The sequence below is a fragment of the Streptomyces sp. NPDC126503 genome, from assembly GCF_040302405.1.
Lineage (GTDB): Bacteria > Actinomycetota > Actinomycetes > Streptomycetales > Streptomycetaceae > Streptomyces > Streptomyces gulbargensis.
The window spans coordinates 323,897-339,865 of sequence record NZ_JBEORS010000001.1 but is presented as its reverse complement, the minus strand read 5'-3'; the positions used below and the strand labels follow the sequence as shown (position 1 = coordinate 339,865).

Annotated in this window: 13 protein-coding genes and 2 tRNA genes; 10 read left to right on the top strand and 5 right to left on the bottom strand. The window is 69.7% G+C overall.

The features are described from left to right. Nucleotides 1-33: 33 nt before the first annotated feature. The gene (locus tag ABTY40_RS01665) at nt 34-1,479 is read right to left on the bottom strand and encodes an amino acid permease (RefSeq protein ID WP_345281352.1); all 1,446 of its coding nucleotides are present in this window, start codon (nt 1,477-1,479) and stop codon (nt 34-36) included. A gap of 196 nt (nt 1,480-1,675) precedes the next feature. Here ABTY40_RS01665 and ABTY40_RS01660 point away from each other — a divergent pair, with 196 nt between their 5' ends. Continuing rightward, complete coding sequence (locus tag ABTY40_RS01660; RefSeq protein ID WP_345281350.1) at nt 1,676-2,170, top strand: ribose-5-phosphate isomerase; 495 nt, start codon at nt 1,676-1,678, stop codon at nt 2,168-2,170. Further along, entirely contained in the window at nt 2,170-2,979 is an 810-nt protein-coding gene (locus tag ABTY40_RS01655; protein WP_352057660.1) for an Fpg/Nei family DNA glycosylase, read from the top strand. Before ABTY40_RS01660 ends, ABTY40_RS01655 begins: the two co-directional genes overlap by 1 nt. Before the next feature lie 20 nt (nt 2,980-2,999). Here ABTY40_RS01655 and ABTY40_RS01650 read toward each other — a convergent pair whose 3' ends face one another. Further along, nucleotides 3,000-4,229 (bottom strand): GNAT family N-acetyltransferase, encoded by a 1,230-nt coding sequence (locus ABTY40_RS01650; protein ID WP_352057659.1) that lies wholly within the window; start codon nt 4,227-4,229, stop codon nt 3,000-3,002. A 108-nt stretch (nt 4,230-4,337) separates the two neighbouring features. On the opposite strand from ABTY40_RS01650, the gene ABTY40_RS01645 reads away from it, so the two are divergent. Continuing rightward, on the top strand, nt 4,338-5,483 hold the full coding sequence (locus ABTY40_RS01645; RefSeq protein ID WP_345281343.1) for a PP2C family protein-serine/threonine phosphatase: 1,146 nt from the start codon (nt 4,338-4,340) through the stop codon (nt 5,481-5,483). On the opposite strand, the gene ABTY40_RS01640 is transcribed toward ABTY40_RS01645, so the two are convergent. Beyond that, a complete protein-coding gene (locus ABTY40_RS01640; protein WP_352057658.1) occupies nt 5,440-6,555 on the bottom strand; it encodes an acyltransferase family protein in 1,116 nt (371 codons plus the stop codon). The two genes, ABTY40_RS01645 and ABTY40_RS01640, sit on opposite strands and share 44 nt — an antisense overlap. 344 nt (nt 6,556-6,899) lie before the next feature. On the opposite strand from ABTY40_RS01640, the gene ABTY40_RS01635 reads away from it, so the two are divergent. After that, on the top strand, nt 6,900-7,094 hold the full coding sequence (locus ABTY40_RS01635; protein ID WP_309054347.1) for a hypothetical protein: 195 nt from the start codon (nt 6,900-6,902) through the stop codon (nt 7,092-7,094). Between the two features lie 164 nt (nt 7,095-7,258). On the opposite strand, the gene ABTY40_RS01630 is transcribed toward ABTY40_RS01635, so the two are convergent. Continuing rightward, nucleotides 7,259-7,332, bottom strand: a tRNA-Gly gene (locus tag ABTY40_RS01630). 135 nt (nt 7,333-7,467) lie between these two features. Here ABTY40_RS01630 and ABTY40_RS01625 point away from each other — a divergent pair. The 5 genes from ABTY40_RS01625 to clpX all read left to right on the top strand — a co-directional run bounded on the left by ABTY40_RS01625 (nt 7,468) and on the right by clpX (nt 12,145). Then, a tRNA-Pro gene (locus ABTY40_RS01625) sits at nt 7,468-7,544 on the top strand. Nucleotides 7,545-7,716: 172 nt separating this feature from the next. Continuing rightward, complete coding sequence (gene tig, locus ABTY40_RS01620; protein ID WP_352057657.1) at nt 7,717-9,090, top strand: trigger factor; 1,374 nt, start codon at nt 7,717-7,719, stop codon at nt 9,088-9,090. A 252-nt stretch (nt 9,091-9,342) separates the two neighbouring features. Continuing rightward, nucleotides 9,343-9,960: an ATP-dependent Clp protease proteolytic subunit gene (locus ABTY40_RS01615; RefSeq protein ID WP_309052224.1), complete on the top strand. Its 618-nt coding sequence runs from the start codon at nt 9,343-9,345 to the stop codon at nt 9,958-9,960. Between the two features lie 62 nt (nt 9,961-10,022). Then, a complete protein-coding gene (locus ABTY40_RS01610) occupies nt 10,023-10,685 on the top strand; it encodes an ATP-dependent Clp protease proteolytic subunit (protein WP_345281335.1) in 663 nt (220 codons plus the stop codon). A 176-nt stretch (nt 10,686-10,861) separates the two neighbouring features. Continuing rightward, complete coding sequence (gene clpX / locus ABTY40_RS01605; protein WP_030494070.1) at nt 10,862-12,145, top strand: ATP-dependent Clp protease ATP-binding subunit ClpX; 1,284 nt, start codon at nt 10,862-10,864, stop codon at nt 12,143-12,145. Between the two features lie 78 nt (nt 12,146-12,223). Here the strand turns inward: clpX and ABTY40_RS01600 are convergent, their stop codons facing one another. Then, entirely contained in the window at nt 12,224-13,204 is a 981-nt protein-coding gene (locus tag ABTY40_RS01600; protein ID WP_352057656.1) for a hypothetical protein, read from the bottom strand. Between the two features lie 139 nt (nt 13,205-13,343). Here ABTY40_RS01600 and ABTY40_RS01595 point away from each other — a divergent pair, with 139 nt between their 5' ends. Beyond that, nucleotides 13,344-15,965, top strand: coding sequence for a valine--tRNA ligase (locus ABTY40_RS01595; RefSeq protein ID WP_352057655.1), 2,622 nt, complete (start codon nt 13,344-13,346; stop codon nt 15,963-15,965). The last annotated feature ends 4 nt before the right edge of the window (nt 15,966-15,969 follow it).

Here is a 15,969-nt window from a genome sequence, read left to right as displayed (position 1 = left end):
GAGCGGCGGGGCCCTTTCACGTACCGGACGAGATCACGGGCGGGTCGAGGACTTCGCCGTCCGCTCCCGGACCAGCGCGATCACCAGGACCAGGGCCGCCACCAGGAGGGAGAGCACGACCTGCTCGCGGGCGCTGCCGCCGTCGTACAGCATGTAGCCGAGGACGAAGACGATCATGCCGATCGTCGCCCAGGTCAGGTACGGGAACAGCCACATCCGCACGACCAGCTTCTCGGGCGACTCGCGCAGGATGATGCCGCGCATCCGCAGCTGGGTCACACAGATGACCAGCCAGACGAAGAGGGCCACGGCGCCGGAGGAGTTCAGCAGGAAGGCGAAGACCGTGTCGGGCCACTTGTAGTTGAAGAAGACCGCGACGAAACCGAAGACGACCGAGGAGAGGATCGCGGCCCGCGGCACGCTCCGCTTGTCCACCTTCGCGAAGGACTTCGGCGCGTCACCGCGCTGCCCGAGCGAGAAGGCCATGCGGGAGGCCGTGTAGAGGCCGGAGTTCAGGCAGGAGAGCACCGCGGTCAGCACGATGACGTTCATGACCTGGCCGGCGTGCGGGATGCCGATGGAGTCGAGGGCGGCGACGTACGAGCCCTTCTCGACGATCGACTTGTCGTTCCACGGCAGGAGCGTGAGGACGACGAAGATCGAGCCCAGGTAGAAGACGCCGATCCGCCAGATCACGCTGTTGGTCGCCTTCGTCACGGCCCGCTGCGGGTCCTCGGACTCGCCGGCGGCCAGCGTGACGATCTCGCTGCCCATGAAGGAGAAGACGACCATCAGGACACCGGTGAGGATCGCGCCCGCGCCCATCGGGAGGAAGCCCCCGGTGTCGGTGAGGTGCGCGAACCCGGCGCCCGGGTTGTCCGAGCCGGGCAGCACGCCGAAGACGGCCAGCAGACCGATCACGACGAACGCGCCGATCGCCACGACCTTGATGCCGGCGAACCAGAACTCGAACTCGCCGTACGAGGAGACGGAGGCGAGGTTCGTGGCGGTGAGGACCACCATCACGATCAGCGCCCAGGCCCACTGCGGCACGGCCGGGACCCAGCCCTCGAGGATGACCGCGCCCGCGGTCGCCTCGACGGCCAGCACCACGACCCAGAAGAACCAGTACAGCCAGCCGATGGTGAAGCCGGCCCAGCGGCCGAGCGCCTGGTCGGCGTAGGTGGAGAAGGAGCCGGAGGTGGGCCGCGCGGCCGCCATCTCGCCGAGCATCCTCATGACGAAGACGACCATGGCGCCGACGAGGGCGTAGGAGAGGAGGATCGCGGGACCGGCGGCGGCGATGCCCGCGCCGGAGCCGACGAACAGTCCGGCGCCGATGACACCGCCGATGGCGATCATCGACAGGTGGCGGTTCTTGAGTCCGGCCTTGAGGCCGTCGGGCGACTGCGACGTGCCGGTGCCGCCGGGTTCGCCGGCCTTCCCGCCGTCCTTCGTCAGGGTCGGTTGCGTGTTCATGAACGCTTCCTCGTGAGTGGGGGCTGCTCGGGTCGCGAGCCCGAGCATTCAACCCCGTGGACAGGGGTGATCGGAAGACCTCATTCCGATTCGTTGTCGAAGCCGTACCGCGAGGGCCGAAGGTCCGGACCAGGCCGGGCGAAGGTCCCGACCCCGCTGACCGCTACCCCGCTCCCGGCGTGCCACACTCGGACCCATGCGCGTCTACATCGGTTCCGACCACGCCGGCTACGAACTCAAGAACCACCTCGTCGAGTGGCTGAAGGCCCACGGCCACGAGCCCGTCGACTGCGGTCCCCACATCTACGACGCCCTCGACGACTACCCGCCGTTCTGCCTGCGTGCCGCCGAGCGGACGGCCGCCGACCCCGACAGCCTGGGCATCGTCATCGGTGGCTCCGGCAACGGTGAGCAGATCGCCGCGAACAAGGTCAAGGGAGTCCGCGCCGCCCTCGCCTGGAGCGAGCAGACCGCCGCCCTCGGCCGCGAGCACAACAACGCCAATGTGATCTCCGTCGGCGGACGCATGCACACCCGGGAAGAGGCGACCAAGTTCGTCGAGATCTTCCTGAACACCCCCTACTCCGGTGACGAGCGTCACACGCGCCGCATCGACATGCTGACCGCCTACGAGAACACCGGCGAGCTGCCCCCCATTCCGGCCCACCACCCGCAGGAGCCGACCGCCTGATGCCCGAGGGGCACACGATCCACCGGCTGGCCGCCGACCACCGCGAACGGTTCGGCGGCCGGTCCGTGCGCGTCTCCAGCCCGCAGGGCAAGTTCGCCGACTCGGCGGCCCTGCTCGACGGCTCCGTCCTGGAGACCACCGAGGCCCACGGCAAACACCTCTTCCTCGGCTTCCCCGGCGAGGAGTGGATCCACATCCACCTCGGCCTCTTCGGCAAGGTGACCTTCGGCGCGGCGCCGGCCCCGCCGCCCACCGACACCGTGCGCCTCCGGCTCGCCACCTCCGACGCCTACGTCGACCTGCGCGGCCCCACGACCTGCGCCCTCGTCACCGACGCCGAGAAGCGCGCGATACACGACCGGCTCGGCCCCGACCCACTGCGCGAGGGCGACGACCCCGACAAGGCCTGGCGCCGGATCTCCCGCAGCCGCACCACCATCGCCGCCCTGCTCATGGACCAGAAGGTCATCGCCGGCGTCGGCAACGTCTACCGGGCCGAGGTCCTCTTCCGCCACGGCATCGACCCCTACCGCCCCGGCAAGGACCTCACCCCGGGCGAGTGGGACGCGATCTGGACCGACCTCGTCGCCCTCATGCGCGAAGGCGTCCGGCTCAACCGCATCGACACCGTCCGGCCCGAGCACACCCCCGAGGCCATGGGCCGCCCGCCGCGCGTCGACGACCACGGCGGCGAGGTGTACGTCTACCGCCGCGCCGCCCTGCCCTGCCACCTGTGCGCCACCGAGATCCGCACCGCCGAATTGGCCGCCCGCAACCTCTTCTGGTGCCCGGCCTGCCAGCGCCGCTGACGGCCGGGCCCGGACACGGCCTAGAAACCGTGCGGCAGCCACGGTGCCACCGGTGACCCGAACGCCACCGACGCCTCCGTCAGCGCCCCTCCGCGCAGCTCCCGCACCCGGCCGGCCGCCGCCAGCGACACCAGCGAGGTCCCGCCCAGATACGCCGCGCCCAGCTCCCGTACCGACAGCTCCACGTCCGCCGGCTCCGAGGTACGGACGCACACCGCGCCCTTCGTGTCACCCGTGAGGCGCCAGCGCCCCTCGTTCCACGGGCAGAACGCGTCCGCCACCTCGAACACCACGTCCACCGGCGCCTGGTACGTCCGCGCCTCCAGGGCCGCGCCCACCTCCACCAGACGGACGAACAGGCCCTCCCGCACCGTCGGTTCGCACCGCCGCAGCTCCGACACCAGGTGCTGCCACCCGTCGTCCACCGGCCGGCTCTGGATCCGTACCCGCGAGGTCAGGTCCACCGAGCAGAGGAACCGCCACAGCGCCGCCTCCGCCGCCGGCTCCAGGGCCATCACCTGATGCGGCACCACCGACCCGTCCGGACCCGCGAACGACCAGTCCGGCTTGATCGCGTACAGCGCGAAGCCCACGACCTCCCCGTCCCGCTCCGCCAGCACGCACTGCCGCGCCGAGGCCCCCTCCCGGTTCCCCACCGGGTCCAGCAGCGGCAGCCGCTCCCACCCGGGCCGCCGGGCCAGCATCCCCGGCCGGGTCGGCACCAGCCGCGCGTACACCGCCTCGCAGGCCTCCGCGGCATCCGCCGGATCCACCGCCCGCAGCGCCACCGCGTCCGTGCCCTCCGGCACCGAGAGCCGCACCCGGTGCGTGTCGATCGTCGCGCGCGCCGTGTACGAGGCCGCGCCGTAACCGAACCGCCCGTAGATCTCCGGCTCCGAGGCCGTCAGGATGGCCAGCGGTTCCCCCCACGCGCGTACGTCCGACAGCTGCCGCCGCATCATCGAGGTCAGGATCCCGCGCCGGCGGTGCGTCCCCGCCACGCTCACCATCGTCACCCCGGCCGCCGGCACCGACGCCCCGCCCGGCACCGTCAGGCGGAACGAGAACGCCCCCGCCGTCCCCACCGGCAGATCCCCGTCCCAGGCACCCAGGAAGCGGTCGTGCTCGGTCAGGTCCCGCCAGAGCCGGATCTCCTCCGGATCCTCCTGCACACCCCCGAACGCCAGCGCGAGAACTTCGTACCAGCGATCCCACTCGGCCGGGTCCAGCACCCGCAGTTCCGTCGTCATATGCCATCGATATCAGGGCCCCCGCGCCCGGGGCGACCCGATTTCACGCACCTTGTCACCGGGGTACCGCTGCACGACCCCGGAGCGGGTGGATAGGGTCACTGGCCAATGGGACACCGCGCGGGAATGCACACGTACGCGGCCCGGCTGCGCAGGCGCGCCCGCCGGGCCCGCACCGCCCTGCGCAAATCGGGGGTCGACTACTTCCGCGGCGACGGCTCCGACCGGCTCGCCCTCGCCGGGCTGCTCCTGACGATCCCGGCCCTCGCCGCCGGAACCCTCGTCGACCCCGTGTGGTGCGCTCCCCCCGTCCTCGTCCTGCCCATCGTGGCCGGCGGGCTGCTGCTGCGCCCCGCCAGCCTCCTGGGCCTGTACGCGGCGGCCGCCTGCGCCCTCATCGTCGAGTCCTTCGCCCTCGGCCCGTACACCCAGGGCCCCGCCAGGGTCACCCCCGGCACCGTGCTCGTCGTGGCGGCCTGCGGCCTCTTCGGGCTGCTCATCGCCCAGTTCCGGGCCCGGGTCGGCGTGCCCTGGCGGCGCGGCGGCACCATGCTGTTCGACCTGCGCGAACGCATCCGCGTCCAGAGCGCCCTGCCCCGCCTCCCGCAGGGCTGGCACCGGGAGATGGCCCTGCGCCCGGCCGGCGGCCAGTCGTTCTCCGGCGACTTCGTGGTCGCCGCCCGCACCCACGGCGGCCGCACCCTGGAAGTCGTCCTCACCGACGTCTCCGGCAAGGGAATGGACGCCGCCTCCCGTTCCCTGCTGCTCTCCGGGGCCTTCGGCGGCCTGCTCGGCTCACTCCCGCCGCACGGCTTCCTGCCCGCGGCCAACGGCTACCTGCTGCGGCAGAACTGGGACGAGGGCTTCGCCACCTCCATCCACCTCGTCCTCGACCTGGACTCCGGCGACTACGAGCTGTTCTCCGCCGGCCACCTGCCCGCGCTCCAGCTCCACGCCGGCACCGGCCGCTGGGAGGAGAAGGCCGCCGAAGGGCCCCTCCTCGGCGTGTACGACGGGGCCGAGTTCCACCCGGTCAAGGGTTCCCTGCGCCCCGGCGACGTCCTCATGCTGTTCACCGACGGCCTCGTCGAGGCCTCCGACCGGGACATCGCCGAGGGCATCGACCGCCTCACGGGGGAGGCGGACCGCTGCGTCGCCGAGGGCTTCCAGGGTGTGGCCTGGCACCTCATCGAGGCAGTCGCCAAGGACGTCAACGACGACCGGGCGCTGCTCCTTCTTTCCCGTCGCGCCTGAACGCCCATGCCATGTCCGGTTCCGTGACCGGCTTCATGATCTTCCGTACGAGCGGGGTGCACAGCAGCGTCATCACCGCGAGCATCGCCACGGTGATGCCCACCCGGCCCACCGGGGTCTGCAGCCAGTCGAGCTTGTCGTAGAAGCCGGTGTAGAGCCCGGTGCGGATCGCGAAGCCGTGCAGCAGATAGCCGCAGATCGTGCCGGCGCCCAGCACGGTGAACCAGCGGTTGCTGCCCGGCACCAGCGACAGGAAGGCGGCCGTCAGGAGCAGGGTCAGCAGGAAGAGGACACCCGCCCAGAACAGACCGGGCGCCAGCTCCATGTTCATCTCCTGCACGCTCCGCGACCGGTAGATCCAGTTCAGCGGCACGTGGTCGGTGACGCGGTAGGTGACGACCAGCGTCACGGCGAGCACCACCACGGAGGCCACCCGGACCGGCGTCCGGCGCAGCATCTGGAAGTGCTCCGCCTTCATGCGCAGACCGATCACGAAGAACGGCAGGAACTGCAGGACGCGGGGCAGGTCGAAGGCGCCGCCGAGACCGGGCGTGACGACCGCGAGCGCCGCGATGCCGATGGAGAGGGCCACGGGCCAACGGACCACCGACCAGAAGGGCGCGGTCACCCGCCAGATGAACAGCGCCAGCAGGAACCACATCAGGTACGAGGGGTGGAGCAGGCTGAACGGCCGGTTCGGCTCCGCGCCCCACCGCATCAGCAGCGTGTACGCGGTCTCGAAGACCACGTACGGCAGGGCGACCCCGGTGAGCAGGCGCTTGAGCTGGTCGGGCCGGCCCGTGTAACTCCGCGACAGGTACCCGGATATGAGGACGAACACCGGCATGTGGAACACGTATATCCACATGTACAGCGTGCGGGTGGCCTGGCTGCCCGCGAGCACCACCGGCAGGACGTGGCCGACGGCCACGAGCAGGATGGCCAGGTACTTCGCGTTGTCGAAGTAGGGGTCGCGCACGGAGGGGCGGGGGGCGCGCGCCTCGGGGAGGGGGGCCGTCGCGGGTGACGGCGAGACCGTGGCGCCGGGGCCACTCTGAGCGGTGAACGACATTGCGGTGACGTTAGTTGTGCACCCTCTGTCCGGAAACCATGAGGTGCCGGGGGTTTTTGTCCGGACACATCACGCTGAAAGGGGCGGTGGAGCGAGGAGGTACCCCCTCGAACCGGGGCAATTCGAGCAGGGTTGTACGCCTGTGTGATTTCTCTCTATCTCCTTCGCCCTCCGTACCCCTCCCGGGCACCGCCCGTCCTCCCCGCGTCCTTCTCCCGTTCGCGATGGTTCGTCACCGTCCGGTGAGGGCAAGCAGGTTGGTGGCACCATGGGAACAACGGGGGGTGTATTCGGACACGTACCCCCCGGTGGACAAGGCGGAACCGACCGAGGGTGTGATCAGTGTGGCCATTTCGCTGTCCGTGGTGCTGCTGTTGGCAGTCATTCTGGTGGTGTTGATCCGCGGCGGAAACCTCAAGGGCGGCCCGGCCGTCGTCGCCGTCCTCTTCGGCTTCTTCCTCGCCTCCACGGGCATGGCCGACGACATCCAGCGCTTCCTGGACTCGATCACGACGACCATCGGCTCCATAAAGTTCTGACGCGAGACGCGGAAGCGGGCCCCCGCCGGGATCGGCGGGGGCCCGCGCCCGTTCCCGGGTCGGTGGCCCCGTGGGCCTGCCACGACCGACACCGCACCTCGGACACCTCCGGGCCGGAAAACGCCCACGGCCCGGAACGCTGCAGCGTCCGGGCCGTGGGTCCGTGGAGCGGGCGACGGGAATCGAACCCGCGTAGCTAGTTTGGAAGACTAGGGCTCTACCATTGAGCTACGCCCGCACAGGGATGCGCCGCCGGTCGTCGTCCGACCGCGGCACGGACAGCATGGTAGCCGGTCCGGGGCCGTGCGCGCACACCTCGGAAAAGAGGGGGCGCCGCAGCGTCTCCGTGCATGTACCCTACGTGTCGCACCGACGGGGTGTGGCGCAGCTTGGTAGCGCGTCCGCTTTGGGAGCGGAAGGCCGTGGGTTCAAATCCCGCCACCCCGACCATGACGATCACGCCGCTCGGCGCACACCTTCTTGATCACGTTGTGGGGGCCCTCCCGCTTGCGGTTACTATGCAAGCTGCGTGCCCGTGTGTCTCTCTGACCGGGCCGATCGGCCGGAACCGCCCCGTGCGGCGCCGGCAGCATCCAGGAATCAGCCACAAGGAGACCGAACCGTGAAGAGCGCCGTGGAGACCCTGAACCCGACCCGGGTTCGGCTCACTGTCGAGGTGCCCTTCGAGGAGCTCAAGGACAGCCTCGACGCGGCGTACAAGAAGATCAACCAGCAGGTCACGGTCAAGGGCTTCCGCAAGGGCAAGATCCCTGCTCGCGTGATCGACCAGCGCTTCGGCCGGGGCGCCGTGCTGGAGGAGGCCGTCAACGACGCGCTTCCGAAGTTCTACGGCGAGGCCGTGAACGAGGCCGAGGTCAACCCGCTGGGCCAGCCCGAGGTCGACATCACCGAGCTGAAGGACGGCGAGCTGCTGGCCTTCACCGCCGAGGTGGACGTCCGCCCGGCCCTCGAGATCCCGGACTACTCCGGCATCGAGGTCACCGTCGACGCCGTCGAGGTCACCGACGAGGACGTCGAGAAGTCCGTGGAGCAGCTCCGCGAGCGCTTCGCCTCGACCTCCCCGGTCGAGCGCGCCGCCCAGGACGGAGACGTCGTCACGATCGATCTCGAGGCGAAGGTCGACGGCGAGGTCCTGCCCGACGGTGTCGCCGAGGGCGTCTCGTACACCATCGGTTCCGGCGAGCTGCTCGACGGCATCGACGAGGCCGTCAAGGGCCTGGAGGCCGGTGGCGAGGCCACCTTCACCTCGCAGCTGAAGGGCGGCTCCGCCGAGGGCAAGGACGCCGAGGTCACCGTCAAGGTCACCGCCGTCGCCGCCCGTGAGCTCCCCGAGCTCGACGACGACTTCGCGCAGATGGCGTCCGAGTTCGACACCCTCGAGGAGCTCAAGGCGGACAGCCGCAAGCGCCTCGAGAACATGAAGCAGTTCGACCAGGCCACCCAGGCCCAGGAGCGCGTCCTGGACGAGCTCCTCAAGCTGGTCGAGGTCCCGATGCCCGAGAAGCTTCTCGAGGACGAGATCAACACCCGCAAGCACAACCTGGAGCACCACCAGCTCGGCCAGATGGGCCTCACCCTCGAGAAGTACCTGGAGATCCAGGGCAAGACCGAGGAGGAGTTCCTGGCCGAGACCAAGGAGCAGGCCGAGAAGGGCATCAAGACGCAGTTCATCCTCGATGAGCTCGTCAACAAGGAGAAGCTCGACGTCTCCCGCGAGGAGCTCACCGAGCACCTGTTCCGCCGCGCCGCCTCCTCGGGCATGAGCCCCGACCAGTTCGCCCAGGCCGTGGCCCAGGGCGGCCAGGTGCCGATGCTCGTCGGCGAGGTCGCCCGCGGCAAGGCCCTCGCGGTCGTCGTCGAGGCCGCCAAGGTCGTCGACACCAACGGTGAGGTCGTGGACCTGTCCGACGACGAGGACGAGACCGAGACCGCCGAGGCCGCCGCCGGCGAGGCCGAGGTCTCCGAGGAGAAGTAAGGCTCACCGGACGGCCCCGCGCCGCCCGCTGACCCCCCTGCCACGGGCCCGGACGCACACGAGTGCGGCCGGGCCCGTGGACGTGTCGGGACCTCTCGCGCGCCTCCAACTACCTTGCGCTCCCAGCGAACAGGTCGGGAACCGGGATGGCGTTGTCCTACCTGCGCGTTAGGGTCCATGAATACGGGGGCACTGCCCTCGGAACGAGACGCTGAGACGGCCCGGGGCCGTCGGAGACGAGCAGGTGGATACGTGACGAATCTGAAGCCTTACGCCGCGGGTGAGCCGTCCATCGGTGGCGGCCTCGGCGACCATGTCTACAACCGGCTGCTCGGCGAGCGCATCATCTTCCTCGGCCAGCAGGTCGACGACGAGATCGCCAACAAGATCACCGCGCAGATGCTGCTCCTGGCCGCCGACCCGGAGAAGGACATCTACCTCTACATCAACAGCCCCGGCGGCTCGGTGACGGCCGGCATGGCGATCTACGACACCATGCAGTACATCCCGAACGACGTGGTGACCATCGGTATGGGCATGGCGGCCTCCATGGGCCAGTTCCTGCTCACCGGAGGTACGGCCGGCAAGCGCTTCGCCCTGCCGAACACCGACATCCTGATGCACCAGGGCTCCGCCGGCATCGGCGGTACCGCCTCGGACATCAAGATCCAGGCCGAGTACCTCCTGCGCACCAAGAAGCGCATGGCCGAGATCACCGCGCGCCACTCCGGCCAGACCGTCGAGGCGATCATCCGCGACGGTGACCGCGACCGCTGGTTCACGGCGGAGGAGGCCAAGGAGTACGGCCTCATCGACGAGATCATCTCCGCCGCTTCGGGCGTTCCGGGCGGTGGCGGTACGGGCGCCTGAGCCCCTCCCGCCCGCTCAACAGCCCCAGCCCACCGAACGCCACCAGGACGGTGAACACCCAGATGCAGAACAACCTCTCCGCGAGCGGCCTCTACACCGGCGCGCCGATGGACAACCGCTACGTCGTCCCGCGCTTCGTCGAGCGCACCTCGCAGGGCGTCCGCGAGTACGACCCCTACGCGAAGCTGTTCGAGGAGCGCGTGATCTTCCTCGGCGTGCAGATCGACGACGCCTCCGCCAACGACGTCATGGCGCAGCTGCTGTGCCTGGAGTCGATGGACCCGGACCGCGACATCTCGATCTACATCAACAGCCCCGGTGGCTCCTTCACCGCGCTGACGGCCATCTACGACACGATGCAGTTCGTGAAGCCCGACATCCAGACGGTCTGCATGGGCCAGGCGGCCTCCGCCGCGGCCGTGCTGCTCGCCGCCGGCACCCCCGGCAAGCGGATGGCCCTGCCGAACGCCCGCGTGCTCATCCACCAGCCCTCCGGCGGCACCGGCCGTGAGCAGCTCTCCGACCTGGAGATCGCGGCCAACGAGATCCTGCGGATGCGCAGCCAGCTCGAAGAGATGCTGGCCAAGCACTCCTCGACCCCGATCGAGAAGATCCGCGACGACATCGAGCGCGACAAGATCCTCACGGCCGAGGACGCCCTCGCCTACGGTCTCGTCGACCAGATCGTCTCGACCCGCAAGAGCACGGCCGCCTCGGCAGCCTGACGCTCGACGTTCCCTGGAGCACGGTCCGCACGGCCGAATCGGCGCATGTGGCCGAATCGCGACCATGTGAACCGTGCCAAGGGGGGCCCGAACGGGGGGCCCGGCAAGGTACCGTCGAATATGAGGCACCAGGAGTCGCTGAACCAAGCGCTCCCAGGCGATAGGGGAAGCACCTCGTGGCACGCATCGGTGATGGCGGCGACCTGCTCAAGTGCTCGTTCTGCGGAAAGAGCCAGAAGCAGGTGAAGAAGCTCATCGCAGGACCCGGTGTGTACATCTGCGACGAGTGCATCGACCTCTGCAACGAGATCATCGAGGAAGAACTCGCCGAGACGAGCGAGGTGCGGTGGGAGGAGCTCCCCAAGCCCCGCGAGATCTACGAGTTCCTCGAGGGCTACGTCGTCGGGCAGGAGCCCGCGAAGAAGGCCCTCTCGGTCGCGGTGTACAACCACTACAAGCGTGTCCAGGCCGGTGAGAACGGCGGCGCGCAGGGCCGTGACGACGCCATCGAGCTGGCGAAGTCCAACATTCTGCTGCTCGGCCCGACCGGCTCAGGCAAGACGCTGCTCGCGCAGACCCTGGCCCGGATGCTGAACGTCCCGTTCGCCATCGCCGACGCGACGGCGCTGACGGAGGCCGGCTACGTCGGCGAGGACGTCGAGAACATCCTGCTCAAGCTGATCCAGGCGGCCGACTACGACGTCAAGAAAGCCGAGACCGGGATCATCTACATCGACGAGATCGACAAGGTCGCCCGTAAGAGCGAAAACCCGTCGATCACGCGCGATGTCTCCGGCGAGGGCGTGCAGCAGGCCCTGCTGAAGATCCTGGAGGGCACCACCGCCTCCGTCCCGCCGCAGGGCGGCCGGAAGCACCCGCACCAGGAGTTCATCCAGATCGACACGACGAACGTCCTGTTCATCGTGGGCGGCGCCTTCGCCGGCCTGGAGAAGATCATCGAGTCCCGCGCCGGCGCGAAGGGCATCGGCTTCGGGGCGACCATCCGCTCCAAGCGCGAGATCGAGGCGAGCGACCAGTTCCAGGAGGTCATGCCGGAGGACCTGGTGAAGTTCGGGATGATCCCCGAGTTCATCGGCCGCCTCCCGGTCATCACCTCGGTCCACAACCTCGACCGCGAGGCCCTCCTCAAGATCCTCGTCGAGCCCCGCAACGCGCTGGTCAAGCAGTACCAGCGCCTCTTCGAACTCGACGGCGTGGAGCTGGACTTCGACCGCCCCGCCCTGGAGGCCATCGCCGACCAGGCCATCCTCCGCGGCACGGGCGCGCGCGGCCTGCGCGCCATCATGGAGGAGGTCCTCCAGTCGGTGATGTACGAGGTCCCGTCCCGCAAGGACGTGGCCCGCGTGGTCATCACGGCGGACGTGGTGAGGAACAACGTGAACCCGACGCTGGTGCCGCGGATCGTGAAGAACGACGGGCGGCACGAGAAGTCGGCCTGACGGCCGCACCGGACGACGCGAGGGGGTCCCGCCGGAAGGCGGGACCCCCTTTGCCGTGCCGTCAGACCCGGCGGGCCGTCAGACCTTGGACCGCGAGGTGCTGTAGAGCTTCGCCGCGAGGTCCGCGACCTCCGCCTGCGGGACGGGCTGCCCCGCCCCCGTGATCTGCGTCATGCTGATCAGGTTCACGCCGGCGATCGTGCTGTAGTCGGCCCAGACGCAGATCGGGACCTCGAACGACTTGGCCGCCAGGCCGGAGGACGACGCCTTGGGCGTGAGCTTCGCGTTCTGGCACTTCATGAGGGCGCCCGAGAAGCCGCTGGGCGTCACCTCGGTCGGGCTGCCCACCAGCTCGGCCTTCATCTCGTCGTCGTCGCCGCTGCCTTCCTTCATCTTCTGGAAGTAGCCGTCGATCGCCTTCTCCGGGTCGGAGATCTCGCCCCACATCCCGTTCAGGGTCAGCACGTTGCCCGTGGGGAGCTGTCCGCTGGCGGGCGTGCTGTTGCCGTACGAGGCGGAGGCCTTCTGCGGGTTCTTGATCCCGAGGTACTGCTCGGCCGAGGCCTTGTCATCGGCGGACATCTCGCCGGAGGACCCCTTGGACTCCTGCTTCTTGTACTCACCGACCGCGGCCGCCGGGGTGATCTTGAAGCCCTTCGTGTCGTCGGCCACCGCCCCGTTCCCGCCGCCGGCGCCGAACAGGAAGTACGCCCCCACGCCCAGCGCCGCGACCACCGCGACCGCGCCTATGACGAGGCCCGTCTTCGACTTCTTCGGGGCCGGCGGGGGCGGGGGGAAGGCGCCGGGGTGCTGGGGGGCGCCGTACGGAGGCTGCTGGGGGTACTGGCCCGGCTGCTGGTAGCCGCCGCCGTACGGCTGCTGCGGGGGGACGCCCTGCGGGGCCTGCTGCGGGTAGCCGTAACCGGGCTGCGGCGCCTGTGGGGGCTGACCGTACGGCCCCGGCTGCTGCGGCTGCTGGCCGTACGGGCCGGGCTGGCCGTAAGGACCGGGCTGCTGCGGCTGCTGGCCGCCGTACGGCCCCGGCTGGTTGTAGCTCATCGACAGGTTCCCCTCACAGGATGTTTATGCGTAGCGGACATCCTCGCGGAAGCCGGCCGCCCACAGGGAGCCGGGGCCCCACACCGTTACCGAACAATCGAGTTTCGGGGCACCGGCACCGCACCCCTAAACTGGGCCCGTGACCGAGAACACTCAGCAGCAGACAGCGCCCACCACCGAACTGCCGACCCAGTACGCGCCGGCCGAGGTAGAGGGGGCGCTGTACGAGCGCTGGGTGGAGCGCGGGTACTTCGAGGCGGACGAGAAGAGCGACAAGCCGCCCTACACCATCGTCATCCCCCCGCCGAACGTCACCGGCTCCCTCCACCTGGGCCACGCCTTCGAGCACACCCTGATCGACGCCCTGACCCGCCGTAAGCGCATGCAGGGCTACGAGACGCTGTGGCAGCCCGGCATGGACCACGCCGGCATCGCCACGCAGAACGTCGTCGAGCGTGAACTCGCCAAGGAGGGCAAGTCCCGCCACGACCTCGGACGCGAGGCGTTCGTCGAGCGCGTCTGGCAGTGGAAGGCCGAGTCCGGCGGTCAGATCTCCGGCCAGATGCGCCGCCTCGGCGACGGCGTCGCCTGGTCGCGCGAGCGCTTCACCATGGACGAAGGCCTCTCGCAGGCCGTCCAGACCATCTTCAAGAAGCTCTACGACGACGAGCTGATCTACCGCGCCGAGCGCATCATCAACTGGTGCCCGCGCTGCCTCACCGCGATCTCGGACATCGAGGTCGAGTACCAGGACGACGACGGCGAGCTCGTCTCCATCCGGTACGGCTCCGGGGACGCGGAGATCGTCGTCGCCACCACCCGCGCCGAGACGATGCTGGGTGACACCGCCGTCGCCGTCCACCCGGACGACGAGCGCTACAAGCACCTCATCGGCACCGAGATCGAGCTGCCGCTGACCGGTCGCCGCATCCCGGTCGTCGCGGACGGCCACGTCGACCCCGAGTTCGGCACCGGCGCCGTCAAGGTGACCCCGGCGCACGACCCGAACGACTTCGAGATCGGCCAGCGCCACGACCTGCCGAGCATCGCGGTCATGGACGAGCACGCCGTCATCACCGTCCACGGCCCCTTCCAGGGCCTGGACCGCCTCGAGGCCCGCTCCGCCATCGTCGCCGCCCTGCGCGCCGAGGGCCGGATCGTCGCCGAGAAGCGCCCGTACACCCACTCCGTCGGCCACTGCTCGCGCTGCAAGACCACCATCGAGCCGCGCCTGTCGATGCAGTGGTGGGTCAAGGTCGGCCCGCTCGCCGAGGCCGCCGGTGACGCGGTCCGCGACGGCAAGGTCAAGATCCACCCGCAGGAGATGGAGAAGCGGTACTTCGACTGGGTCGACAACCTGCACGACTGGTGCATCTCGCGCCAGCTGTGGTGGGGCCACCGCATCCCGGTCTGGTACGGCCCGAACGGCGAGGTCGTCTGCGTCGGCCCGGACGAGGAGCCGCCGGCCGGCGAGGGCTGGCACCAGGACACCGACGTCCTCGACACCTGGTTCTCCTCCGGCCTGTGGCCGTTCTCCACGCTGGGCTGGCCCGAGCAGACCGAGAGCCTCGCGAAGTTCTACCCGAACTCCGTCCTCGTCACCGGCTACGACATCCTCTTCTTCTGGGTCGCCCGGATGATGATGTTCGGTCTCTACGCGATGGACGGCACCCCCCCGTTCCACACCATCGCCCTGCACGGCATGGTCCGTGACCAGAACGGCAAGAAGATGTCGAAGTCCTTCGGCAACGTGGTCAACCCGCTGGACTGGATGGACGAGTACGGCTCCGACGCCGTCCGTTTCACCCTGGCCAACGGCGCCAACCCGGGCGTCGACGTCCCGATCGGCGAGGACTGGGTCAAGGCCTCCCGGAACTTCGCCAACAAGATCTGGAACGCGACCCGCTTCGCGCTCATGAACGGCGCCACGATCGAGGGCGACCTGCCCCCGGTCGAGCAGCTGTCCGCGACCGACCGGTGGATCCTGTCCCGTCTCAACAAGACGGTCGCGCAGGTCGACGCGTACTACGAGGACTACCAGTTCGCCAAGCTCAGCGACGCCCTCTACCACTTCGCGTGGGACGAGGTCTTCGACTGGTACGTCGAGCTGTCGAAGACGACCTTCTTCGCCGGCGGCGAGCAGGCCAAGGTCTCCGGCCGGGTCCTCGGCGAGGTCCTGGACGTCATGCTGCGGCTGCTCCACCCGATCGTCCCGTTCGTCACCGAGGCCCTGTGGACCACCCTCACCGGTCGCGAGTCCGTCGTGATCGCCGAGTGGCCGAGCGACTCCGGTTTCCGTGACGAGGCGGCCGAGGCCGAGATCGAGAACCTGCAGAAGGTCGTCACCGAGGTCCGCCGCTTCCGCGCCGACCAGGGCCTGCAGCCCGGCCAGAAGGTCCCCGCCCGCCTCGAGCTCGACGGCACCGCGCTCGCCCCGCACGAGGCCGCCATCCGGCAGCTGCTGCGGCTCCAGCCGGAGGGCGAGGGCTTCTCCGCCACCGCCTCCCTGCCGGTCGCCGGGGCCACCGTCTCCCTCGACCTGTCGGGCACGATCGACGTGGCCGCGGAGCGCAAGCGCCTCGCGAAGGATCTGGCCGCCGCCGAGAAGGAGAAGGCGCAGGCCGAGGGCAAGCTCGGCAACGAGGCCTTCCTCGCCAAGGCGCCGGACAACGTGGTCGACAAGATCCGTACCCGCCTCGCCAAGGCGGAGGAGGACATCGCCCGCATCCAGGCCCAGCTGGAGCGGCTGCCGCAGGCGTAGCGGC